General features: G+C 68.8%; 18 protein-coding genes and 2 pseudogenes. 12 read left to right on the top strand and 8 right to left on the bottom strand.

The window, feature by feature from the left end; genetic code table 11:
* Positions 1-2: 2 nt before the first annotated feature.
* Together ACLJRL_RS25480 and ACLJRL_RS25475 are read right to left on the bottom strand one after the other, a co-directional pair.
* Positions 3-800, bottom strand: a complete 798-nt coding sequence (locus ACLJRL_RS25480) for a hypothetical protein (RefSeq protein WP_410658789.1) — start codon at positions 798-800, stop codon at positions 3-5.
* Between the two features lie 45 nt (positions 801-845).
* Positions 846-1100: a hypothetical protein gene (locus tag ACLJRL_RS25475; protein ID WP_410659052.1), complete on the bottom strand. Its 255-nt coding sequence runs from the start codon at positions 1098-1100 to the stop codon at positions 846-848.
* A 174-nt stretch (positions 1101-1274) separates the two neighbouring features.
* Here ACLJRL_RS25475 and ACLJRL_RS25470 point away from each other — a divergent pair, with 174 nt between their 5' ends.
* Positions 1275-1994 (top strand): class I SAM-dependent methyltransferase, encoded by a 720-nt coding sequence (locus ACLJRL_RS25470; protein WP_410658788.1) that lies wholly within the window; start codon positions 1275-1277, stop codon positions 1992-1994.
* Between the two features lie 12 nt (positions 1995-2006).
* Here the strand turns inward: ACLJRL_RS25470 and ACLJRL_RS25465 are convergent, their stop codons facing one another.
* Both ACLJRL_RS25465 and ACLJRL_RS25460 read right to left on the bottom strand, forming a co-directional pair.
* Positions 2007-2597, bottom strand: coding sequence for a hypothetical protein (locus tag ACLJRL_RS25465; RefSeq protein WP_410658787.1), 591 nt, complete (start codon positions 2595-2597; stop codon positions 2007-2009).
* 7 nt (positions 2598-2604) lie between these two features.
* The gene (locus tag ACLJRL_RS25460; protein WP_410658786.1) at positions 2605-4014 is read right to left on the bottom strand and encodes a M28 family metallopeptidase; all 1410 of its coding nucleotides are present in this window, start codon (positions 4012-4014) and stop codon (positions 2605-2607) included.
* 84 nt (positions 4015-4098) lie between these two features.
* Here ACLJRL_RS25460 and ACLJRL_RS25455 point away from each other — a divergent pair, with 84 nt between their 5' ends.
* Together ACLJRL_RS25455 and ACLJRL_RS25450 are read left to right on the top strand one after the other, a co-directional pair.
* The gene (locus ACLJRL_RS25455; protein WP_410658785.1) at positions 4099-5298 is read left to right on the top strand and encodes a hypothetical protein; all 1200 of its coding nucleotides are present in this window, start codon (positions 4099-4101) and stop codon (positions 5296-5298) included.
* A 73-nt stretch (positions 5299-5371) separates the two neighbouring features.
* A pseudogene (locus ACLJRL_RS25450) lies at positions 5372-5547 on the top strand (phosphotransferase); the annotation flags it as partial.
* 45 nt (positions 5548-5592) lie between these two features.
* Here the strand turns inward: ACLJRL_RS25450 and ACLJRL_RS25445 are convergent.
* The 3 genes and pseudogenes from ACLJRL_RS25445 to ACLJRL_RS25435 form a co-directional block, all read right to left on the bottom strand.
* Positions 5593-6677: pseudogene (locus ACLJRL_RS25445) on the bottom strand (DUF222 domain-containing protein).
* Positions 6678-6982: 305 nt separating this feature from the next.
* Positions 6983-9337, bottom strand: coding sequence for a LuxR C-terminal-related transcriptional regulator (locus tag ACLJRL_RS25440; RefSeq protein ID WP_410658784.1), 2355 nt, complete (start codon positions 9335-9337; stop codon positions 6983-6985).
* Complete coding sequence (locus ACLJRL_RS25435) at positions 9334-10479, bottom strand: molecular chaperone DnaK (RefSeq protein ID WP_410658783.1); 1146 nt, start codon at positions 10477-10479, stop codon at positions 9334-9336. Before ACLJRL_RS25435 ends, ACLJRL_RS25440 begins: the two co-directional genes overlap by 4 nt.
* A 294-nt stretch (positions 10480-10773) precedes the next feature.
* On the opposite strand from ACLJRL_RS25435, the gene ACLJRL_RS25430 reads away from it, so the two are divergent.
* The 3 genes from ACLJRL_RS25430 (at position 10774) to ACLJRL_RS25420 (ending at position 15035) form a co-directional block, all read left to right on the top strand.
* Positions 10774-11934, top strand: coding sequence for an IniB N-terminal domain-containing protein (locus ACLJRL_RS25430; RefSeq protein ID WP_410658782.1), 1161 nt, complete (start codon positions 10774-10776; stop codon positions 11932-11934).
* Between the two features lie 132 nt (positions 11935-12066).
* On the top strand, positions 12067-13833 hold the full coding sequence (locus ACLJRL_RS25425; protein WP_410658781.1) for a dynamin family protein: 1767 nt from the start codon (positions 12067-12069) through the stop codon (positions 13831-13833).
* Positions 13830-15035, top strand: coding sequence for a GTPase (locus tag ACLJRL_RS25420; RefSeq protein WP_410658780.1), 1206 nt, complete (start codon positions 13830-13832; stop codon positions 15033-15035). The genes ACLJRL_RS25425 and ACLJRL_RS25420 overlap by 4 nt, the downstream gene beginning before the upstream one ends.
* A gap of 120 nt (positions 15036-15155) precedes the next feature.
* On the opposite strand, the gene ACLJRL_RS25415 is transcribed toward ACLJRL_RS25420, so the two are convergent.
* Entirely contained in the window at positions 15156-15557 is a 402-nt protein-coding gene (locus ACLJRL_RS25415; protein ID WP_410658779.1) for a PPOX class F420-dependent oxidoreductase, read from the bottom strand.
* A 140-nt stretch (positions 15558-15697) separates the two neighbouring features.
* On the opposite strand from ACLJRL_RS25415, the gene ACLJRL_RS25410 reads away from it, so the two are divergent.
* The 6 genes from ACLJRL_RS25410 to ACLJRL_RS25385 all read left to right on the top strand — a co-directional run bounded on the left by ACLJRL_RS25410 (position 15698) and on the right by ACLJRL_RS25385 (position 22523).
* Positions 15698-16915, top strand: a complete 1218-nt coding sequence (locus ACLJRL_RS25410) for a glycosyl hydrolase family 8 (RefSeq protein WP_410658778.1) — start codon at positions 15698-15700, stop codon at positions 16913-16915.
* Positions 16916-17072: 157 nt separating this feature from the next.
* Positions 17073-18008, top strand: coding sequence for a hypothetical protein (locus tag ACLJRL_RS25405; protein ID WP_410658777.1), 936 nt, complete (start codon positions 17073-17075; stop codon positions 18006-18008).
* Between the two features lie 155 nt (positions 18009-18163).
* A complete protein-coding gene (locus tag ACLJRL_RS25400) occupies positions 18164-19132 on the top strand; it encodes an ABC transporter substrate-binding protein (RefSeq protein ID WP_410658776.1) in 969 nt (322 codons plus the stop codon).
* On the top strand, positions 19119-20018 hold the full coding sequence (locus ACLJRL_RS25395; protein ID WP_410658775.1) for an amino acid ABC transporter permease: 900 nt from the start codon (positions 19119-19121) through the stop codon (positions 20016-20018). The genes ACLJRL_RS25400 and ACLJRL_RS25395 overlap by 14 nt, the downstream gene beginning before the upstream one ends.
* Positions 20005-20793, top strand: coding sequence for an amino acid ABC transporter ATP-binding protein (locus tag ACLJRL_RS25390; RefSeq protein ID WP_410658774.1), 789 nt, complete (start codon positions 20005-20007; stop codon positions 20791-20793). Before ACLJRL_RS25395 ends, ACLJRL_RS25390 begins: the two co-directional genes overlap by 14 nt.
* Positions 20790-22523 (top strand): aminotransferase class V-fold PLP-dependent enzyme, encoded by a 1734-nt coding sequence (locus tag ACLJRL_RS25385; protein ID WP_410658773.1) that lies wholly within the window; start codon positions 20790-20792, stop codon positions 22521-22523. Before ACLJRL_RS25390 ends, ACLJRL_RS25385 begins: the two co-directional genes overlap by 4 nt.
* Positions 22524-22529 lie beyond the last annotated feature (6 nt).

Here is a 22529-nt window from a genome sequence, read left to right as displayed (position 1 = left end):
GGTCACGAGCGGCCGCCGAGCCTCGGCAGGGTCAGCGTGGTCACCGCCGTCATCACCCAGCCCAGCAGATCGCCGAGCGGGATGGTGGACAGCTTTTCCGGCCATTCCTCGGCCAGCGTCTGCAGGACGAGGAAACCGTCGTGCGACTCGACCGCGACCAGCCGGATCCCCGGCGGGAGTTCCGGCAGGGGCAGCACGATGGGCTTGAGCCGGGACGGCGGCCCGAACCGGCGTCGTCCGATGTGGACGGACATCGGCCGCAGGACGACGGCGGAATCCTCCACAGTGGACTCCAGGGTCAGATGTCCCCAGCGGGGCCGCTTTTCCCAGCGGACGTGGAAGTGCCCGTCGTCGCCGGGAGTCACGATGATCCCCGGCCGGACCTCGGCGATCCGCGCCTGCAGAACGTCGGGAGCGACCCGGATCGCCATCTTCACCTGTTCGGGGATGGCCGCGGGTGAGGGGAGGGAGCGGAGGCGGACGTTCGAGGCCAGCACCGTGATGCGCTCGAGCGGGGTGTCCGGCCAGTCGACGTCCTGAACCACTATCCGGACGTCGCCGATCCGGCCGGTCGCGGCGAGGCTCAGGCTGTCGGCCTGGTAGTCGAGTTCGGTCAGGGTGAGCCCGACGTCGTGCCCGTCCACCTTGGTCGTCAGCCGTCGCCCCACCAGCTGTTCGGTGACCGTCTTCAGCACTGCCGCAGGGGTCAGGGGCACATTAGGCAACAGCGCCCGCCCGGCGGCGGCCAGGCCGAACAGCTCCGGAAGCGGGTTCAGGTCGAACCATCTGCCTTCGCTCATCGGACCAGTGTCGCCGAACGGGACGCCGGATGCCGCCGCAGGGGGTCAGCGGGCCGCGAAACGGGCGATGACGCCCGCCAGGATCACCCAGAACGCCGCGGCCAGACCGTAGTCGAGGATCACCGCGAGATTCGGGTCACCGACCGGGAAAAGCCCCGGCCAGAACAACGCCAGCGGTCGGGCCAGCGCTTGGATGAAGATGAAGAAACCGTTGCCCGCGTTGGCACCCGCGAGCACCATCACCATGTACAGCAGTTCGATGAAAGCGAACAGCGCGCCGATGCCGGTGATCACCTTCACGGCGGTGTTGCTCCTGCTGGAAGTTCGCCATCTGGACATGCCTGAAAAGTTCCCGGATTCGGCGGCGGCAAACGTTTCACCGGTCAAGTTGAGCCGATTGGCCGTACCCGGCTACTCCCTGAGGGCGGCCGGTGACGCACGATGACTCAAGCGATATCGATTATCATCTTCACTATGACTGTCGACTACTGGAGTGACGGCTGGGAACGGCTCATGGCGCGGTACCAGCCGGGGCGTGAGCAGGCGATCGAGCGGATGATCGAACTGATCGAAACGCGGTGCGAAGGCCGGGCGGCGCGGGTGCTGGATGTGGGAGGCGGGACGGGCACGCTCTGCCGCCGCCTCCTTGAACGCCTGCCTCAGGCGGAGACCACCCTGGTCGATCTCGATCCGGTGATGCTGACGATCGCCGAATCGTCTCTCCCGCCCGCCGTCGAACTGGTCCGGGTCGATCTGCGTGATCCGGCCTGGACCGGCCGGTTGCCGCGAACCGGGTACGACGTCGTACTGGCGGTCATGGCGTTGCATTACCTGCCGCCCGGCCGGTTGACCGAGCTCTACGCCGAACTTTCCGGGCTCGTGCGGCCTGGTGGGTTCCTGGCCAACGTGGACGATATGCCGGACACGGACGCGGTGCCGCCCGTCCGGAACCACGAAGTCCCGGGCGACGGCGAAGCGTACTGGGCAGAGTGGTGGAAGGAGGTCGCGTCAGACCCGGTACTCGGCCCGGCGGTCGTGGAACGGGCTCGGCTGTTCGGTGATGCGCCCTCGGCCGAGTGGAACCCTCCGGCCGCTTGGCATCTGCGGGCGCTGGGTGCCGCGTCCTTCGACGAGGTCGGCGTGGCGTGGCGGGACGGCGGCCAAGCCGCTGTGGTGGCCTTCAAATCCCGCTGAGCACAGCTGCCTTCACTCACCGAGCGGAGCGCCCCGCCACTGCCACCCGGCCCGCGACGGCCGTCCGGCGAGTTCCGCCCGGTCAGTGGCCCACAGCAACGCCGTCCAGGGGTCGACGTCGTCGACGTCCACCTCCGGGAACATCCGCGCCAGCACGCGCGAACACACCTCACGCGGCGGATCGAGGGTGACGTCGAGTCCCCTCGCCATGTCCTCACCGTGGACCAGCGCCTCGACGCAGCCCATTCCGGCGAAGCCTTCGATGTCGGCATGGCCGCTCGGGTGATACGCGCGGACGTCCGGCGACACCGTGCGCAGCGTCGCGCCCAGGATCCCGCCGCCCACCGCGACGAACTCCAGCATCTCCGACGGCGTCGCGGCCTGGTCGGCGACGGCTTCGAAACAGACGAAACGCGGCGTCGTGGGCCGGGCGAGCAGCAGCCCGGCGTAGGAGATGAGGCAGTCGCCGAGGTGCTCGGCCGTCCGCCAGGCGTTCAGTTCACCGGTGCCGGGCGCCCCCGACCAGTCACGGCCGGCCGCCTGCCGCAGCCCGCTCACCACACTCGCTACCGCCGCGTCCAGATCGTCGGCCGTGACTGTCATAAGGGCATCAGCTCAAGGGTGTCGGAAAAGCGACCGGGCTGCGGTGGCCGTTCTTGCCGACCGCGCGCACACCGAAGAACACGTTGTCCTTCGACAGATCCACCTTAGCCACGGTGACGTCGCCGACGTCGATCACCCGCGTCCATTCGGCCGCCGTCGTCTCCCGCCAGACGACCTCGTAGCCGGCGAGATCCGCGCCGGCCCCGCGCTGCCACACCAGATCGGTGTCGTTGGTCAGCTGGTTCGTCCGGATCCGGACGTCTCTCGGGGTGCCCGGCGCGGTGGCCAGCGACCACAACGCGGCGCCGTTCACCCGCGCGACCCGGGCGATGAACGGGAAGTCGCAGAACTCCGGCAGATCGCCGAACTGCTTGCCGTTCTCCACGCGGACGTCCTGGTGCTGGTGCGCGAAGTCCTCGTTCGGCTCGGTGAAGCGCGCGGCCGGATATCCCTGTTCCAGGAACGGGATGTGGTCCCCGCCGCGCAGATAGCGGTCGCGCCGGTAGATCACCCGCACGGCCATCCCGGTCGAGTCGTTCTCCGCGACCGACCGCACGAATCGCGCCAGTTGCCGCGAGGGCGAATCGTTCTCGCCGCCGACCGCGCGCCTGATGTCGGCCTGTGCCGGGGTTTCCGACGTCGGCACGCCCTCGGCGAACAGCCGGATCGTGCGCGGGTCCCGGGTCCCGTCGTCCGCCCGGCTCGACCCGACGATGTCGTTGGTGAACATCGCCTGCACGTCGGTGCCGGCGGCCTTGTAGAGGGTGGCCAGGTGCCGTGCGCCGTGGAGGCCCTGCTCCTCGCCCGCGACGGCGGCGAACACGATCGTCGCGGCCGGGCGGCGGGTGGCCAGGACCCGGGCGAGTTCCATCGAGACGGCCACTCCGGACGCGTCGTCGTCGGCGCCCGGTGCGTCTTTCACCGCGTCCAACGGATCCGAACAGCGCGAGTCGTAATGGCCCGAGACGACGTAAACCCGTTCGGGTGTGGCGGATCCACGCAGGGTGGCGACGACGTTGGTGATCGTCGTGGCCACCGGGATCCGCGGTGGCGCGGGCGGCTGGACGTACGACTGCAACTCGACCGTCATCCGCCCGCCGGATTTCGCCGCGGATTTCGACATCTCCGCGAAGATCCAGTCGCGGGCCGCCCCGATTCCCCGCACCGGATCGGTCTGCGAGGACAACGTGTGCCGCGTCCCGAAAGCGGCGAGCCTGCGCACGGTGGCCTCGATCCGGTGTTCGTCGATCTCCCGCAGGATCGCCCGGAGTTCCGCGTCGGGCCGTTGCGGTAACACCGTTCCGCCGGACCCTCGATCCCCCAATTCCTCGGCACCGGCCGGAATCCCGGTGAGCGCGACCGCCGAAAGCGCGGCCGACGTGGACAGGAATATTCGTCTGGACCTCTCCTCAGCCATTCCTTGTTCCTACGCGCACCGCCAGCGGGCGTCTACCCGCGAAAGGATGAGCGCGGCGGGCGGTGGATGGGGGAGGATCACCGGGTGATCTTTCGTGCGAAGAAGTCGGTGGCGGAGGCGCTGCAGGAGTCGTCGAAGAGCGGCGGCTACCAGATCGGCGTGCTCGTCGAGGCGCTCGTGCGCGTCGACAAGAGTGGTGATACCGACGAAACCGCGGCCGCCTTCGCGACGATCACCGCGACTCCCGCGCTCGTCGCCACCCTCGACGAACACTGCCGTCCGGCGTGCTGGGACTCCGCGGACTACCTGCGCGAGGCGGCGGCCCTGCTGAGGGCGGGCAAGGCCGGGCCGCTCACGACCGCCATCGCCGCTTCGCACGGCGACGGCCGGGTGCGGGAACTCGCGGTCAAGAAGATGCTGGAAGACCCGAGTCCGGCTCAGCTCCCGTTCCTGCTGCTGCGGATGACCGACTGGGCCACACCGGTTCGCGACGTCGCCCGCACGGGAGTCGTCACCCTGCTGCACAGCAGGCCGGAGACGTACCTGCGGCCGGCAGCGGAAGCGATGCTCCACCTCGGGCGTCGTCAGCGCGGCGAGTTCGGAGTGAAACAGCTGTACGCGGCCGCCTACGACGCGCCCGCGGAGGTTCTTGAAGACTTGAGCCGGTCGGCGAACTGGGCCGTGTCGAGGTTCGTGTTCGAGGTGCGGACCCGTCGCGGTGACCTGAAGCTGGACGGACTCGTCCGGTACGCCTTGAGGCACTCGGACATGAGTCTCCGTGTGCGTGCAGGGGAAGCCCTCGCTCGCGACGCCGTCTGGAGCGGCCGGGTCGAAATCCTGCGCAAAATGGCCACCTGCCGGCACGACGAGGTGCGGATCAGCGGGCTCGTCGGTCTCGCCCGGCTCGGGCAGCTCGACGAGATCGTCGCGCTGCTCGACGACCGCTCGTCGCTGATTCGCGCGCTGGCCAGGGATGCCGCTCGCCGGACCGGGGTGGACGCCGTCGCTTGGTATCGGTCGGCTGTGGGTTCCGCGTCGCCTTCGTTGGGGGCGATCGCGGGGCTCGCCGAATCGGGTCGGGCCGAGGACGGGCCGCTGCTGCACCACCTGCTGGAGAACCGGGTGGCTCGGGTGCGGGCTTTCGCCGTGGGGGCGCTCCGGATTCTCGATGCCGTGCCGGCCGGGTTGGTGCGGCCCTTGCTCGAAGATCCTTCGCGGCGAGTGGTTCGGGCTGCCGCACGGGCCTTGGGGATGACGAAGGCCGATGTGGCCCGTCGACGATGAGCTTGTGCGGGGTCTGATCGCCGAGCAGTTTCCGCGTCGCCCGCGTCGCGGCTGCACGCCGATCTGATGCCGGGCAAAGGCCAGGAAAGTCTTCCGCGACGCGCTGGGCGTGGACGATGCGACCTGGAGCCGCGGCCGGGGCGGACACTCTCGCAGGCCTTGATCGCGCTGCCGCACTATCGGCGGACGAATCCGGCGATGGCGGGCAACGCTCGGCAGGTGATCCGGGCGGTGCTGGACGAAGGCTGAGTCTGTGCCTCCGGCGGCGCAATCCGGATGGAACTGCGCGCGTCCTCAGAAGGGCGGCGGCTCGTCGTCGGGTTCGGGTCGTGGGTCGTGGAGTGGTTCCGGTGTGGCGGTGTAGGTGTGGCCGCTGGGGGTGGTGATGGTCATGCCGCCGTTGCCGGTGGGTTCTGCCGACCAACCGGGCTCATTGCGAAGCAGGTTGTGGATTTTGCAATAGCCGTGACAGTTGTGGTGGTTGGTCTTGCCGTTCTGCGCCCAGGTGACGATGTGGTCGATCTCGGAGAACTCGGCAGGGCGATGGCAGCCCGGCTGGGTGCATTCCCGATCCCGCGCCTTGATCAACCGAGCGAGCGATGCTGGTGATCGGTATTTGTCGGCGCCTGCTTCGAGGAGTTGCCCGGTGGTGGGATCAGTGATCAACCGCGACCAGGTCGACTTGGGTCTGAGGCGATCTCCCGGACCAGCCAGTCGGGGATGTGGCCATATCCGGCGAGGAACGCCGGGTCGTTACGGACACCGGTCAGGGTCAGGAAATCCACGTACACGTGGATATGGGCCTTCGGCCTACCGTGCCCGTCTTCGGTCAGCAGGCGTTCGGCGAACAGATCGGCCCGATGCTGATCCAGCGTCTTGGACTTGTCGTTGTCCCGCCGAGTACGCGCCCCGCAGTCGAGTGAGGCATAGACGGAACCGGCGACTTCCGAGGGGAGATACCCGGAGAGGGTGGACATGGTCTCGCCCTCATGCTGCAGGGACACATGCCGCAATGCGCGTTTCTTCTTGGCCCGGTCGCGATAGCCGTTGGGGTCGTACTTCTGCACCGCCCAATCGACCGAACTACGAATCGCACCCGGATCCCGATCGGCCAGACGAGACGACATGTGCTCATCAACCAGCCCAGCCACCTCATCGGACACCTCGCGCGTCAGCTGGGTGACCTTGGATGCCTTGAACAGGTCGATGTCGCCACAGTCCAATGCTGCCAACGTCTTCGGAAGCCGTGACACGAGAGCACAGGAGATTTCCAGCAGCAGGAACGCTTGATTACGAGAGACCGAGAAGTGCAAAGCGACCTCCTCGGTCACCGATCTTCGCGACCCACCCCAGTCAGCGAACTGGGCTAAGGCACGCACCTGACGACCCTGCGCCCGCCGAAGCACCAACTCCTCGGCAAACGAGGCCTCAAGGAAACGCGCGGCTTGAGTTTGATAAACGAGTTTAAGGTTCATGACAATGATCATACTCGAACTAACGTTCGATCGCTAGTAGATTTGAAGGCTCTGATGGCAGTTGGCCAGTGCACGCCGAGATTCTAAAAGTACCTATCAAAGGCTTCCGTGGGCTTCGGTCAGTCCAGGTTTGCCGTGACACAATCAAGTGTTTCAACCGTTGAGCGCACACTTCTTACCCGATCAGTGTAGCCGCCCACCAAGTAAAGCTAAGAAGAAGCAGCAGGAGGAAGCAACTCCCGCAGCATCCCCAAAAGCTCCCGCCGATCCCCGGCCCCCAGCTTCCCGCGAATCCGCGCCATATGATGCTCCACGGTCTTCCCGGAAATGAACAGCTTACCGCCGGCCTGTTTATAAGTCAGCCCGTCGACGACCAGCCGTGCGACTTCCAGTTCCCGTTCGCTCAACGCGCTCAACCCGGTGGCGGCGACAGGTTCCGGAGTCTTTCCCTGGAACTGCCGTGCGACCTCCAGCAACTGCACCATCGCCCGCCGGTCCGAGGTGCGGATCGCCGCTTGCCCGGCCAGCCGGGACGCGTCCCAGCAGAGTCCGAGTTCGTACAATTCCGTCGCGGACGCGGAAATCGCTTCGGTGTCGAAGGTTCCGCTGAGGACCGCGAGCCAGCCGGCCGCCGCCGAGGCCAGTGCCGCCGGATACCGTCCGCAGGGGGCGAAGTCGTTCAACGCGGCCAAATGTTCTGAGGCCAGGGAACGATTCTCCACCGTGATGGCGGCGTGCAGTTCGTGCCAGCGCAGGGTGGACGTCCACAGTGGAGGGTTGCCGAGCCCGTCGAGCACCGTGTGTGCGCGTTCCAGCTGTCCCGCCAGTTTCGCGCTCGCGCCCGCTCGTGCGGCGGCGATGGTGAGTTCTCCGAGTGGCAGCAAGGAATACAGGTCCGGCTGCTGCCGCATCGAGGCCTGGTACGCGCGATCCCACGATCGTTGCAGGCCAGGAAGATCGCTGGAGCGCCGGGCGATGCCCAGTTGAAGGGTGGCGGCGAAAAGTTCGTCTCGGGCTTCGAGGCCGTCCGGCGGCATCACGGCCCCGGCGGCGGTCTTGAGGTCACCCGCGGTCATCGCGACCCAGCCGAGCAGCAGCCGGTGGCGTTTCGCGAGCAGGTCGCCGCCGATGCGGCCGGTGACCGCGCGGGTCAGGACGGATTCCGCCAGCGCCAGTTCGCCGGAATGCAGACCCACCAACGCCGCCAACGCCGCCGGGCTGTCCGGCAGCGGGGCGGGCGCGCCCGCGGATTCCAGCATCGACGCCGCACCGAGCAGCGCCGCGAGTGTTTCGGCGCCACAGCCGGAAACCGATCCGGTGATCGCCTTCGCCGTCCGTGAGGCCGCGCCCGCGAACAGGGTCGGCACTTCGGGCGTCTCCAGCAGACCGCGGGCGGCTTCGAGTTTTCCGATGCCCACCAAGGCGATCGCGGCGAACGCCTTCGACCCGGCCCGGCCGGACCACTGATACAGCTCGGCGCTGTGCGCGAGTTCACCGCGATGCGCCAGCACCGTCCCGGCGACCTCCGCGCCGGCGGCCCGGGCATCGGTATCCGAAGTGCTGCCGAGCATGCCGTCGCCGAGCCGCAGCGCCGTGTCGAGGTCCCCGGCCAGAGCGGCGGCGTGCGCCCAGCCGACGGTGAGCGCCGCGCCGCGCCCACCGGCCTCCGACGCGGCTTCGAAGAACCGCGCCGCGAGTTTCGTGTCGTCGGGCATCGCCTCACGCGCGGCCGCCTCGAAGGCCGCCGCCGCGCTCGCGCCCGAACTTCCCGTCCCCAGCAGGGAACGGGCGAGATCCAGCACCGGAAGCCCGTCGCGTAACTGGAGTTCCAGCAGCCGCTGCAGCACCGTCAGACGACGGCCGGGGGAATCCCAGGCCCTGACGGCTTCCGCGGCGATCGGCAGCAGGACATCGTCCTCGCCGAGCAGTCCGGTCGCCCTGGCCCCGTCGAAGACCTCGGGCAGCCCGTCGCGATCGCGGTTGAGCAGCGCCGCAAGGAGATCGAGGTTCCGGCCCGCCCCGGCCTCGGCCGCGATCAGATAGCGGTGCACGTCTTCGTCGAGTTGTTCCAGCTCACCGCGGAATTCCCCGAGCTGCCCGGTGACCGCGCGGAGCACGAGTCTCGGCACACCACCGGTTCTGGCGTGGACGTCCTCGGCCGTGGCCTTGTCGCCACCGGCGTGCTCGACGAACCGCCGGACGTCGTCGACCCCGAACGGGGCCAAGGACACCGCTCGGCCGAAGGTGTCGGCGAGCGCGCGCAGCGCCGTGCTCCGTGTTGTCGACCTGGAGGCCAGCACGACGGGGACGGCCGATTCTTCCGCGCGCGCTTTGATCTTCGCGATCTCGGCGTCGTCGAGCTGATCGGCGTCGTCCACCAGCAGGGCCTCGACACCGGCGTCCGCGTAGTGACGCCCGAGCAGTCCGAGCAGGTGGGTCTTCCCATAGCCGCCAGGGGCGACGACGGCGATCCGCACCGGGAGTTCCGGCGCGGCGGTCACCTCGTCGAGCAGGCGACGGGTACCCGGATGGATGATGCCGGGCTTGTCGAGCAGTGTGTTCAACAGCGACCTTCGGGGGGAGGGGTCGCGCCGGGGGTGACCGGCGCACAGGTGCTCGAAGTGGTGGGAGGTGCTTCGGGACCCTTGTCGGCAGTGGCTTCTCGAGTGGACAAGGTGAGGAACAGGGTGCTCGCGGCGAGGACCACGACAGCGGCCCCGGCGACGAGGGGCTTGCGTCGGCTGAGCAGTTTCGCCGTCCGCGTGGGTTCTGGCAAGGGGAACGGGGTGATGTCCACCGGCGGCCGTTCGGGCCGTTCGGTGAGTTCGGGGGCCGCGTCGACCCGGGGGAGCAGGGTCGTTTCCACGGTCGCGACGGCGCTGCCCGGGCGGAGACCACCGGGCTGAGGAAGGTCACGCCGCGCGGCGATGTTGGCGGCGCCGGTCGCCACCGTCAGCACCGGGTCGCTCGCGGCGAAGACCGGGCACGGTGTCCGGCCGGGCACCGCGGGTGCCTCGCCGCAGAGCACGATGCCCGCCATCGCCCGCGGCGGGACACCGCCGCCGTGCGCGAGTTCGAAGACCTTGCCGAGGGCCTCGGCGGGGTCGATGCCTTCCACGGTCTTGATCGGCTGCCAGCCGTTGACGCCGGCGGTGGCGATCGTCACGACGGCGCCGTCCGGGCCGAATTCGCAGACACCCGCGGTGACGTCGCCTTGGGGGGCGAGATAGGCGTGCAGTGCGGCGATGGGGGTGGGCACCAGCGCGGCCCTGGGGAACCCGGCCTCGGCCAGCGCCCGGCGCAGCAGATCGCGGCGGAACGATCCCCAGCCGACGGGGTGGGTGAGCACGATGTGCTGCGGTTTCCCGCCGAACCGGTCGCCCGCCTGGTCCGCGGCGGCGTCCACGAGGACGGCGCTGAGGGACTCGGCCGGGAACCGTTCGCCGCCGACGATCACCGGGATGTCGTCGCCGATCCGTTCGTGGAACCCGGTCAGCAGACGAGCGGGCGCGGACTGTCCCGCCTCGGTGGCCGCGTCGCCGGTGAGCAGGTAGCCGTCTTCGTCGAGAAATACCGCGGACGCCGCCGACGGTCCGCGCGCCCCGAGCCACAACGGCTCGGGGACACCCCAGCCGTCGCCTTGGTTCACGCAGGTGGCGGCGGTGGTGCGGGTCGAGGCGATATCGATGCCGAGGACGTAGGGCAACGAGCATCCTCCTTCGCTTGACCAGCCCCTTGAGGGCCTACCAGGGCCACTCACCCGAACGGCTTGACCCGTATGGGTGAGAGGGGCATTAAACCCAACGGGGTGCGTCTCGGTTAAGCCCCTAACGCCCTAACGATGTCATACCGATCCCCTATTGGCTGAGTGAGTGACGACCGGGAGTGATCCCCGATGTGCTGAGCGGCGCCGGGTCACTAATTTCGGTGACCTGCGCTCAGCCGTGCCCTCCGGCCGCTGCGCGTCCCCACCGACCTAGACCCCCAGGAGAGTCCTTTCATGGGTTCCGTCCAGACCCTGCACGACTTCACGCTGAACCTGCTGAACGACACCGCGGCTCGTGTGGCGTTCGCCAACGACCCCCAGCAGGTGCTGGCCGACGCCGGCCTCGGTGACATCAACGCCGCCGACGTGCACGAGGTCGTCCCGCTGGTGCTCGACTTCGTCCCGGTCGACGCCGCCACCGGTGTCACCGGCACCGCCGCGAGCACCGCCGACAACCTGGCCGGCTTCGGTGGCGTCACGAACATCGTCAACGGCTCCGACGGCGAGTGCGCCGACGGTGTCCAGGGCGCGATCGACCAGCTCACCGCGCTGACCGCGGGCCTGCCGGTCGCCGTTCCGGCCGTCGGTGACCTGTCGGGTGTGCCGAGCCTCGCCGGCGCCGGTCTCCCGGCCGTCCCCGCCGTTCCGGGTCTGCCGGAGCTGGGCCTGCCCGAGGCCGGGCTGCCGAGCCTGGGTGACCTGCCGGCCGGCGTGCCGAGCCTCGGCGACCTGCCGGTCGACGTCCCGGGTGTCGTCCCGGGCCTGCCGGGCGTGCCCGCCGTCTCCGACGTGACCGACGTTTCCAACGCCGCCGCCGGCGTGACCGCCCTCGCGCAGAACACCGTCGGCAGCTTCGGCCTGACCGACGACCTGTCGCGTGGCCTCGACTCCGGCACCTTCGGCCAGGCCGGTGGCGTCGCCAACGGTGCGGTCGACACCGCGTCCGGCCTCGTCGACGACGTCCCCGCCGTCCCCGCCGTGGACGCCGTCCAGGTTCCGGCCCTCGACTCCGTCCCGGCGGTCGGCGACCTGAACAGCGACCTGCCCCGCGCCGACGGCGTCGGCGGCGGTGTCCCCGACGTGCTCTCGCAGGTCGGTGACCTCACCAGCGTCATCGGCAACGTGGGTGTCGCGGACGTCACCACCAAGGTGCACGACGTCGCGAACAACTACGCCAACGGTGACATCGCCAACAACCACGGCGACATCACCGGTGCCGTGTCGGGCAACGTGGCCAACGAGGTCGCCAACGTCGCGAACGGCGCGGGCGTCTCCGAGGTGCACGACGTGGTCTCCGAGGCCGGCAACAACATCGGCCACACCATCGGAAACGTGGGCGACGTCCACCTCGGCGCCGGCGACATCGGCTCGGGCAACGACATCCACATCGGCTGAGCTGAAGATTCTTCATATCTCATCGGGTGAGCGGGCCCCGCGGCCGAAACCGGCCGCGGGGCCTTTGCCACGTCCGCATGTTGGCGCATCCCACATTGATTCCGCGCTTGGTTAAGGGAACACTGCATCCCCGTGACAGCCCCCGCCTGGCTCGACGTGCTCAACGAGACCTTGGACGCCTGTGCCGCCCAAGGTCGCGCCGACCTGGCCGAACGCCTGCGCCGGAGACGGGACCAGCAGGCCGCCGGCACCCGGATCGCGGTGGTCGGTTTCCCCAAACAGGGCAAGGGATACCTGCTCAACGCCCTGCTGAACGCCCCGGTCTGCGTGGTCGGGGACGCGAGCACCCCGGCCGTTCCCACCGAGATCGGCTACGCGCCCGATCCCGCCGCGACGCTGGTCGGGCACGCCCGCGAGAGCGTCCCGGTCGGGAACCTGACCAAGGAACTGGAGATCCGGCCGCCCGGATCCCTGCGCCGCGTCGAGGTCGGCCTGCCGCGCGACCTGCTCGGCTCGGGGCTGGTCCTGGTGGACACTCCGGCGATAGGGGATCCCCGGTCGCCGCGCACGGCCGCGACGCTCGATGTCCTCGCCGACGCGCACGCGGTGATCCTCGTCTCCGACGCCACCCAGGAACTCCAGCCCGCCGAACTCGCGCTGGCCCGGCACATCCGCACCTGGTGCCCGGCACTCGTGCTGGCGATGACCAAGATCGACGTCAGTCCCGACTGGCGCGAACTCGCCGCCCGCAACCGTGCCGCGCTTTCGGAGACCGGCGTGGTCGCCGACGTCTTCCCGGTTTCCGCCACGGTGCGTCAAGCCGCGGCGAAGGCCGGTGACGCCGACCTCAATGGACGGTCCGGATTCCCGGAACTCCTTGCGTGGGTGGGGGAACAGGCCTCGCGGCCGATCGAACGCACCCGGGCGCTGGCCGCCGCGGTGAGCATCCGCGCGGCGGCGGTCGAACTGGTCGAGACACTGCAGACGCGCCTCAACGCCGTCTCCCAGGACAGCGGGATCGACCAGGTCACCCTGCTGCACCAGGCACAACGGCGCACCGAGGAACTGCGGCGGCAGAACGTCCGCTGGCAGAACCTGTTGTCGGACGAGATCACCGACCTGGTCTCCGACGCCGAATACGACCTCCGCGAGCGGACCCGGACGATCGTGCGGCATATCGACCGCACCTTCGACGAAGGCGACCCGGTGCAGATCTGGCCGGATTTCCAGGCCTGGCTGGAGGAGAACCTCGCCGACGCCGTCGAGACCAACTACAACTGGGTGTCCGACCGGTCGACGTGGATCGCGCACGCGGTCGCCTCGGGCTTCGGCCCGCGCTACGGCCAGGCCCCGGAACTGCCGTTGACCGGGTCCGGAGTGGACTCGATCCCCGAGGTCGGTGCCCCGAAGATCGAACGCTTCAAGATCGGCCAGAAGCTGTTCACCGGCTTGCGCGGTTCCTACGGTGGCGTGCTGATGTTCGGTCTGGTCACCAGTCTCGCCGGGCTGCCGCTGATCAACCCGGTCTCGCTCGGCGCCGGCGTGGCGTTCGCCACCAAGAGCGTGCGTGACGAGGGCGGGATGCGGTTGCAGCGCCGCCAGGCGCTGGCGAAGACCGCGGCGCAGCGGCATGTCGACGACGTCTTCATCCGGTTCAGCAAGGAGATCAAGGACGAGGTCCGGCAGGTGCAGCGAAGGCTGCGCGACCACTTCACCGCGCTGTCGGACGAACTCGCGGAAGAGCTGACGCGCCAACGGGAACTGATCATCGCCGGCTCCGCCGACCGGGACCGGCGCACGCAGGGGGTCAAACGCGAGATCGACCGCCTGGCCGCCCTGCACCGGAAGGCCGGTGCGCTCGGCAGCGGCGCGGCGCCGCGCCGGGAGCTGTCCGCGTGACGTCCCTTGATGTCCGAGAACTACTGAGTGACGCAGCCGCGCTCTACCAGGACCTCCCGCCCGCGGTGGGGATGCTGCGCGAATGCCTTGAACGGCTGGAAGAACCGCTGCGGGTCGGGTTCGTCGGCACGCCGGGCACCGGTAAGTCCACTTTGGTCTCCGCGCTGGCGGAATGGCCGACGCGGGCCTTGCGCGACATCGAGTTGTTCGACACCCCGGCGCCGGCCGAACACGTCGACGCGACGGTGCGCTTGGTGCGCTACCTCGAACCCGACGAGCTCGCCGGTGCCCGTCCGGCCGACGGTTCGGCGTTCGCGCGGCAGAGCGCGGTGAACTCGGTGCTGGTGCTCGGCCGCGCCGACGAGGTCGGCGCGGGCCGGATCGACGCCCTGCTCACCGCGAAACAACTGGCGCGCCGCGCGTGGCGGGACGACCCGAACTGCGCGGGATTCCAAGGAGTGCTCGCGGTCGCGGGACAGCTCGGGTATGCCGGGCGCGCCTTGCGGGACGACGAATTCGAGGTGCTTCGCGTGCTGGCGTCGGTCTCCCGGCCGGAGCTCGAACGCCATCTCCTCTCGGTGGATTCCTTTGTGGACGATCCGTTCCCGGTGCGGGTCCCGCCGGAGTCACGGAAACACCTGCTGACCCGGTTCGGTCTCTACGGTGTCCGGCTGGCGATCACGTTGATCCGCACCCGATGTGAGAGCAGGCTGAAGCTTTCGGCGGAACTCGTGCACCGCAGTGGTCTCGGCGATCTGCGGGACACCTTGGCCGGCTGTTTCGTCGCCAGGGCGGAAGCGTTGAAGGCGCGCACGGCGGTGCTGCGGCTGGAAGGCCTGCTCGCCGCCGAGCCGCGTCCGTACAGCGACCGGCTGGCCGCGCGGGTGGAACGGTTCGCCGCGGCCGCACACGATTTCCGGGAGCTGCGGCTCATCGCCGACGTCCGCGGTGGCCGTACGGCGTTGTCCGGAGAGATCGCGGAGGAGGCCACACGGCTGCTCGGTTCGCAGGGCCTCGCGCCCACCGAGAGGCTCGGCCTCGAACCCGACACGGATCCGGCGGAGATCCACGCTGCCGCGGAGAGCGCGCTCGTGCGCTGGCGGCACGAGGCGGAGCGGGGCGGCGCCGCGCACGCCGAACGTGCCGCGGCGCGGGTGATCGTCCGCTCGGTGGAGGGTCTGCTCAGTCTTTTCGTTTCCTGAGCGGGTCGAATTGGCTTCCCCCGTTCACCGTCACCTTGCTGATCACGTCGTCACCGGGCGGCGCCCGGGCGTGATCAAGCAGCGCACTCTCGTGATCAGAGGCGTATCTCGCGTGATCAGCTAGGCGTTGCCGAGCACCCTGGTCACGGTGATCTCGATGACCACGCGTTCCGGGTTCGGTTTGGGCTGCCGGTATCGCGCGGCGTAGCGGTTCTCGGCGTCGTGCACCGACTCGGCGTCTTCGAGAAGTACCGCGCGTCCCTCCAAAGTGGACCATCGCGGGCCGTCGATCTGACAGGCTGCGACCGGAATGCCCTTTTCGCCCGCTTCCTTGATCATGCGGGCCTTCTTGGACGACCGGAAGGTGATCACCCGGGCGATCCCGGCTTCGAAGTCCACCGTGACCCCGACGGCCACGACATGCGGGGTCCCGTCGGGTCGGACGGTGGTCAGGGTGGCGAGATGCCGCTCGGTCCAGAACTCCCGGAAGGCTTCGCCGCGCGCGGTCAGGTCGATCGTCATGGTCACCACGCTAGGCCACCGTTCACGTAAGCGTCATTTGAGGTAATAGTAAGGAAACTTTCTTAACTCTCTTGATTCTGGCCGGTCAGAGTGTCACTCTCGAAACGCGCCGCCGCCACCAACGATGTTCCGGAGGAGCCATGAGAAAGACCGTACGGACGGTGCTGGCCGCGGCCGCGCTGACCGCCGGGCTGGTCGCCACGACCGCCCCCGCCACCGCGGCCACCGCTCAAGGAACGCCTTACCAGCCGGGAGTTCTGCGCCCCTCGGTGTCGCAGGCGGCCCAGGATCAGGCTCTCGCCAAGTACTACGACTTCTGGAAGAAGAACTTCCTCACCACCAAGTGCGGCTCCGGTACCTACGCGGTGAAGGCGCCGGACGCCGATCACGCGTTCGTCGCCGAAGGTCAGGGCTACGGCATGACCATCGCGGCGATGATGGGCGACAAGGATTCGCAGGCCCGCACCGTCTTCGACGGCATCCTGAAGTTCGTGAAGGCGCATCCCTCGTCGATCGACAAGGATCTGCACGCGGCCGAGCAGGACGCCGGCTGCAAGAGCGTCAACGGCACCGACTCGGCGACCGACGGGGACCTCGAAATCGCCTACGGCCTGCTCATTGCCGACAAGGTCTGGGGCAGCGGCGGTTCGGTCGACTACAAGTCCGAGGCGCTGCGGATCATCAAGGCGATCAAGCGCAGCGAGGTGCACCCCACCACCAAGTTCATGCGGCTGGCGGACTGGGCCGACAGCGGCAAGTACATCAACAGCTCGCGTTCTTCCGACTGGATGCCGGGCCACCTTCGCGCGTTCGAGAAGGCCACCGGGGACTCTTTCTGGGGCCAGGTCCGGACCCGGCAGGAGCGGGCGGTCACTCAGCTTCAGCAGCAGTACGCACCGAAGACCGGCCTGATCCCGGACTTCGTCGTCAACACCAACTCGACGCCGAAGCCCGCGCCGTACGACTTCCTCGAAGGCAAGGACGACAAGTACAGCTACAACGCCTGCCGCGACCCGTGGCGGCTCGGCGTCGACGGCGCCACCGTCGCCGGCAGTCCCGCGGTGGGCCAGGTGCGGAAGATGAACACCTGGATCCAGCAGACCACCGGCGGCGACCCGGCCAAGATCACCACCGGCTACACGCTTGCGGGCGCCAAGATCTCGGGTGAGACGGGCCAGCACCCCTGCTTCACCGCGTCGTTCGCCATCGCGGCGATGAACGACCCGGGTAGCCAGGCCTGGCTGGACAAGCTGTGGACCCGCGTCACCACCTGGACGCCGAACGCCACCGACTACTACGGCACCGGCATCACCGTGCAGGTCTTGCTCATCCTGAGCGGGAACTACATAGCCGTCTGAGGAATATCCGGGACAAAGGCGCCCATGGCAAGTCCACAATGGACATGCCATGGGCGCCTTCGCAGGTCAAAGAGTGGGGTAGAAACCAACTGAACCTCTCCGGTGATCCCTCCGTGTCTTATGCGTGAGGTGCTGACAATGGAGAGGAGGGGCGTATATGCCCCGCTTGCGTGATTCCGGTCGACACCGCAAACAGGCGACGGTCGGCTTGGCTGCCCTGGTGGGAGTCGCGGGCGCCACCGTGGCGGCCATCGCCTTGAGCAGCCCGGCGGGCAACGCGGCGACAGCGTCCGGCGGGAACTGTGATGGCCTGGGCACGGCATTGCAGAACAATCTGTCCTTCGTCGCGGATCAAGAGGTGAACTCCGACTCGCAGTCCGTGGCGAGGGTGGCCAGCCGGCAGGCGGTCGCGGATCTGATCGAGCAGCGGCGAGAGGCCGCCAGGTGTGCCGAGGAAGTGGCCGTGAAGGGCGCCGTCGCTGACGCGGCCGCCGCGGCGAACTGCGTGGCCGCCGACGTCGCGGACAACAAGGCCGAGGCTGAACAGGAAGGCATGGCCGGGAAGCACGGCAAGGCTGAAAAGAAGGCCAAGGCCGAGCAGGAGGATGCGGTCGAGCAGGAGGACGCCGCGGCTGAGGAGGATGCCGCGGCCGCCGAAAAGGTCGACTGCGCCGCTATCGCTGCTTGCGACGCCGAGGCCGTGGCCGCCGAGCAGGATGGCATGGCTGAGAAGAACGGCAAGGCCGAGAAGAACGGCATGGCTGAACACGACGGTATGGCCGAGCAGGACGATGCGGCAGCCGGCAACGTCGATGACGTCGACTGCGCCGCCATCGCCGCTTGTCAGCTCGATGTCGCAGCTGTCGATGAGGACGACGCCGCTCAGGAGGACGGCGCGGCCGCCAAGGACAACGCAAAGGACAAGGCGAAGGCCCAGGACAAGGCCGAAGCCAAGGCCGAGGCCAAGGCGAAGGCTGCGGACGAGAAGGCCGCCAAGGACGACGGTGTCGCTGATGCCGCCGACGCAGCGGCTGACGACGCCGAATGTGCCGCCGCGGCCAACGAAGGCCTGGTCGAGGTAGGGATGAACTAGCCCGGCGACGGGAAGAGGCGCGGGCATCGGCGGAAGCCGGTGCCCGCGCTTTGTCCGTCGGGCGGCACCACCGGACAAGATTTCAACTCACAGTTGACCTCTTCAACACGCAGTTGTAGCGTCGGCCACCACCCAAGGCACCGTGGAGGACCGTCATGCCGTCGACGCCGCTCACCCTGACCCGAACCTGGCGCTTGGCCGTGCTCACCGGCCTGGCCGCCCTCGTCACCGCGGCCTGCGGAGGCGGGCCCGATGGTGCCGGGGGCCAGGAACCCGCGGCCCCCGGAGCGCCCGCCGCGATCCCGGACACCTCCGCGCTGCTCGCCGGAATCCAGAAGGACGCCGCCGTCGCCGGGACGCTGCCCGCGAAGTACGCGCAGGCCGGGATGCTGCACCTGGCGTCGAACCTGCAGTCCGCGCCCAACAACTTCTACGCCGCCGACGGCAAGACCCCGATCGGCTACGAGGTCGACCTCGCCAAGGCCCTCGGCGCGAAACTCGGTGTCACCGTGCACCACCAGGACATGGCGTTCGGATCGCTGATCACGAGCCTCCAGTCCGGCCGTGTCGATCTCACGATGGCGGCGATGAACGACACGAAGACCCGCCAGGCGCAGATCGATTTCGTCGACTACTTCTCCTCCGGCATCACGATCATGGTCCGCAAGGGCAATCCCGACCAGATCACCGGCCCGGACACGCTGTGCGGCAAGAACGTCGCCGTCGTGCAGGGCACAAGCCACCAGAAGTACGCCGAGGAGCAGAACGGCAAATGCACGCAGGGCGGCAAGCCCGCGCTGGCCGTGACCGCGACCGACAGCGACACCCAGAACCAGAACCAGCTCCGCACCGGCCGGGTCGCCGCCATCCTCAACGACCTGCCCAGTGCGGTCTACATCTCGCGGACCGCGGGCGAGGGCAAGTTCTTCGAGGTCGTCCCGGGTGAGCCGATCAACGGCGGGCCGTACGGGATCGGCGTCAACAAGGAGAACAAGCCGCTGGCCGAGTCGCTTCAGAAGGCGCTGCAGTCCCTGATCGCCGATGGCGGCTACGGCAAGATCCTCCAGGCCTGGGGCGTCGAGCAGGGCGCGGTCAAGGAGGCGAAGCTCAATGGCGGAAGCTGAACCGCTGCCGATCGTCCGGCTCCGGCACTGGGGCCGGTGGGTCAGCGCCGTCGTCATCCTCACCCTGCTGGTCCTGCTCGGGATCGCGCTCGCGGAAGCCCAGATCCAGTGGGATTCCGTCCCGGAGTTCCTGTGGTACCGCGTGATGGCGGTCGGCCTGCTCAACACCGTGCTGCTCGCGGTGATCGCGCAGGGTTCGGCGATCGTCCTCGGCATCGTGATCGCGCTGATGCGCCGTTCGGCCAACCCGGTGGCCCGGTGGTTCGCCGCCGGCTACATCTGGCTGTTCCGCGGTCTTCCGGTGCTGCTGCAGATCCTGATCTGGTACAACCTGGCGCTGGTCTTCGAGTTCATCTCGATCCCGCTGCCGTTCGGCGGCTATCTGCTGTACGAGCAGACCAACGTGCTGATCACCGCGTTCACCGCGGCGCTGCTCGGTTTGGCGCTCAACGAAAGCGCGTACATGGCGGAGATCGTCCGCGCCGGGTTGAACAGTGTCGACAGTGGACAGACAGAGGCCGCGAAGTCGATCGGGATGTCGCCGGGCGCGACGCTGCGCCGGGTGGTGCTGCCGCAGGCGATGCGGGTGATCATCCCGCCGACGGGCAACGACTTCATCAACATGCTCAAGGGCACTTCGATGGCGTCGGTGATCGGTGTGACCGAACTGATCCACGCCGCCAACAACATCTCGTCCAACAACCTGCTGGTGATGGAGACCCTGCTGGCCGCGGCGGTCTGGTACATGGTCGTGGTGACCGTCGCCGGGGTCGGGCAGCACTATCTGGAGCGGGCCTTCGACTCCGAAGAACGGGCGCGCGGCCCGTTCTCCCGTGCCGCCAAGGCTTTGCGTACCGCGCCGCTGGTGAGGAGTGAACGTGTCTGAACCCGGTTCTGGAGAAGCACTGCTGAAGGCTGTCGGCGTCCGCAAGAGCTACGGCCACACCGAGGTGCTGAGCGGGATCGACCTCGAAGTCCACAAAGGACAGGTGGTCTGCCTGCTCGGCCCGTCGGGTGCCGGGAAGAGCACGTTCCTGCGCTGTATCAACCACTTGGAGACCATCGACGCAGGACAGGTCTGGGTCGACGGGAAGCCGATCGGCTTCCGCTTGCGCAACGGCAAGCTGTACGAACTGAAGGAACGCGAGGTCGCCCGCCAGCGGCGCGACATCGGCATGGTGTTCCAGCGGTTCAACCTGTTCGGCCACCGCACGGCGCTGCAGAACGTCGTCGAGGGGCCGGTGCGGGTGCTCGGTGTCTCCGCGGACGAAGCGCGGAAGCAGGCGCTCGAACTGCTCGACCGGGTCGGGCTCGCGCATCGCGCCGACGCCTACCCCGCGCAGCTGTCCGGTGGGCAGCAGCAGCGGGTGGCGATCGCCCGGTCGCTGGCGATGAAACCGAAGCTGATGTTGTTCGACGAGCCGACGTCGGCGCTCGACCCGGAGCTCGTGGGCGAGGTGCTGGCGGTGATGGGTACGTTGGCCGCGGAGGGGATGACGATGGTCGTGGTGACGCATGAGATGGGGTTCGCGGCCGAGGCCGCGGACGAGGTGGTGTTCATGGCCGACGGCGCCGTCGTCGAGACCGGGCCGCCCGGGGAGATCCTGAGCACTCCGAAGCACGAGCGGACCAAGCAGTTCCTGGCGCGGGTCCTCGCATGACGCGGATTTCCCCGCGGTACCTGCTGCAGTTCGACGAACCGGCGGGCTACCTCGACTTCGCGCGGTTCGGGCCGCCTTCGCACGCCGTGCTCGACACCACCGCGAGCCTGCTCGACCAGTCGACCAAGGCCGGTCCGTCCACTGTGGACGACCTGATGCGGCAGGAGACCCGGGCCAAGGCGGCCGCCGCCCGGTTGTCCGGCAGCGACACCGACCACACGGTTCTGTTGCCGCACACCAGTCTCGGGCTCTTCCAGGCCGCGTTCAACGCTCCCGGGGGCGAGGTGCTGGTCTCGGCGTCGGAGTTTCCGGCCAACACCTATCCGTGGGCGCGGGCGGAACAAGCGGGACGGCTGACCGTCCGGCGGTTGCCGCTGGGGAACGTCACGGCGGACGCGGTCAAGGCGGCGCTGACGCCGGAGACGTCGCTGGTCAGTGTGAGCGCGGTCGATTTCCGCACCGGGTACCGCGCCGACCTGGCGGCGATCCGCGAGGCGGTGGGGGACAGGCTGCTCGTCGTCGACGGGATCCAGGGCTTCGGGGTGATCGAGGCGCCGTGGGAGGTCGCGGACGTGCTCGTCGTCGGCGGCCAGAAGTGGTTGCGGGCGGGCTGGGGCACCGGGTTCGCCGTCCTTTCGGACCGGGCGCTGGAGCGGATGGAACCGATCCTGTCCGGCTGGACCGGGGCGCGTGACCCGGGACTGTTCGACGACGAGATCCACCCCGCCGACGAGACCGCGGCCGCCTGGTCGCTCTCGAACCTGAGCCCGATCACGTCGGGCGCGTTCGCCGCGGCCTTGGAACTGGTCGAGGAGGCGGGTGTCCCGGCCATCGCCGGACGCGTCGCCGAACGCGTCGGTGAACTCGAAGACGTCGTGAAATCCTTGGGGGGAGAGGTGGTTTCGGCGGTCGAACGTCGAGCCGGAATCCTCGCCTTCACCCTCCCCGGGCACGCGGCCGAACAGGTCGGCTCGGCGTTGGCGAGTGCCGGGATCGCGGCCACCGTGCGGCCCGAACACGTCCGGCTGTCCCCGCACGCGTCGACTCCGGCGAGCACCGCGGAGCAGGTGCGTTCGGCGTTGGAACGGCTGACGAAACCTGTCAGCGTCGTCGCTTCCGGGGTTCCGGTGGTCGCGTCGGCGGCGTCGCACGACCTGCTTTCGGCGCTCGGCCCGGCGGTGCACGCGCTCGCGGCGATGCTGGGGCCGGGCAACGAGGTCCTGCTGCACGACCTGAGCAGGCTGCCGGACTCGATCGTCGCGATCGCCGGTGACCTCACCGGCCGTACGGTCGGTGGCCCGATGACGGACCTGCTGCTGGGCCTGGTCCGCCGAGGCACCACGCAGGACCTGACGAACTACGAGACCCACGGCCCCGACGGCCGCGCGATCCGGTCTTCGACGCTGTTCCTGCGCGACGCCGACGGGGTCGCGATCGGCTGCCTGTGCGTCAACCGGCTGACCGACGGCGCCTCGAAGGCGAACGGGCAGGAGCCCGAGACGTTCCCGCCGGACGTCGACAGCCTGCAGCGGTTCCTGATCGGGCGCGCGGTCACGAAGGCCGGGATCCCGGTGGACCTGATGAAGAAGCGGCACAAGGCGGCCGTGGTCCGGGAACTGGACGAGGCCGGGTTCTTCCTCATCAAGGACGCGGTGGACCACCTCGCCGGGGAACTCGACGTCACGCGGTACACGATCTACAACTACCTGAACGAGATCCGGGCGACGTAGCGCGCG

This window comes from Amycolatopsis sp. lyj-112, assembly GCF_046549055.1.
In the GTDB taxonomy this organism is placed as follows: Bacteria; Actinomycetota; Actinomycetes; order Mycobacteriales; family Pseudonocardiaceae; genus Amycolatopsis.
Note: the sequence above shows the minus strand (reverse complement) of the source record. Positions and strands in the feature narration are given on the sequence as shown.

Coding starts and splice junctions, on each gene's coding strand:
- ACLJRL_RS25460 (WP_410658786.1), bottom strand. CDS start 4,014: ATGGCTGAGGAGAGGTCCAGACGAATATTCCTGTCCACGTCGGCCGCG.
- ACLJRL_RS25400 (WP_410658776.1), top strand. CDS start 18,164: ATGCCGTCGACGCCGCTCACCCTGACCCGAACCTGGCGCTTGGCCGTG.
- ACLJRL_RS25410 (WP_410658778.1), top strand. CDS start 15,698: ATGAGAAAGACCGTACGGACGGTGCTGGCCGCGGCCGCGCTGACCGCC.
- ACLJRL_RS25465 (WP_410658787.1), bottom strand. CDS start 2,597: ATGACAGTCACGGCCGACGATCTGGACGCGGCGGTAGCGAGTGTGGTG.
- ACLJRL_RS25385 (WP_410658773.1), top strand. CDS start 20,790: ATGACGCGGATTTCCCCGCGGTACCTGCTGCAGTTCGACGAACCGGCG.
- ACLJRL_RS25415 (WP_410658779.1), bottom strand. CDS start 15,557: ATGACGATCGACCTGACCGCGCGCGGCGAAGCCTTCCGGGAGTTCTGG.
- ACLJRL_RS25395 (WP_410658775.1), top strand. CDS start 19,119: ATGGCGGAAGCTGAACCGCTGCCGATCGTCCGGCTCCGGCACTGGGGC.
- ACLJRL_RS25470 (WP_410658788.1), top strand. CDS start 1,275: ATGACTGTCGACTACTGGAGTGACGGCTGGGAACGGCTCATGGCGCGG.
- ACLJRL_RS25405 (WP_410658777.1), top strand. CDS start 17,073: ATGCCCCGCTTGCGTGATTCCGGTCGACACCGCAAACAGGCGACGGTC.
- ACLJRL_RS25430 (WP_410658782.1), top strand. CDS start 10,774: ATGGGTTCCGTCCAGACCCTGCACGACTTCACGCTGAACCTGCTGAAC.
- ACLJRL_RS25480 (WP_410658789.1), bottom strand. CDS start 800: ATGAGCGAAGGCAGATGGTTCGACCTGAACCCGCTTCCGGAGCTGTTC.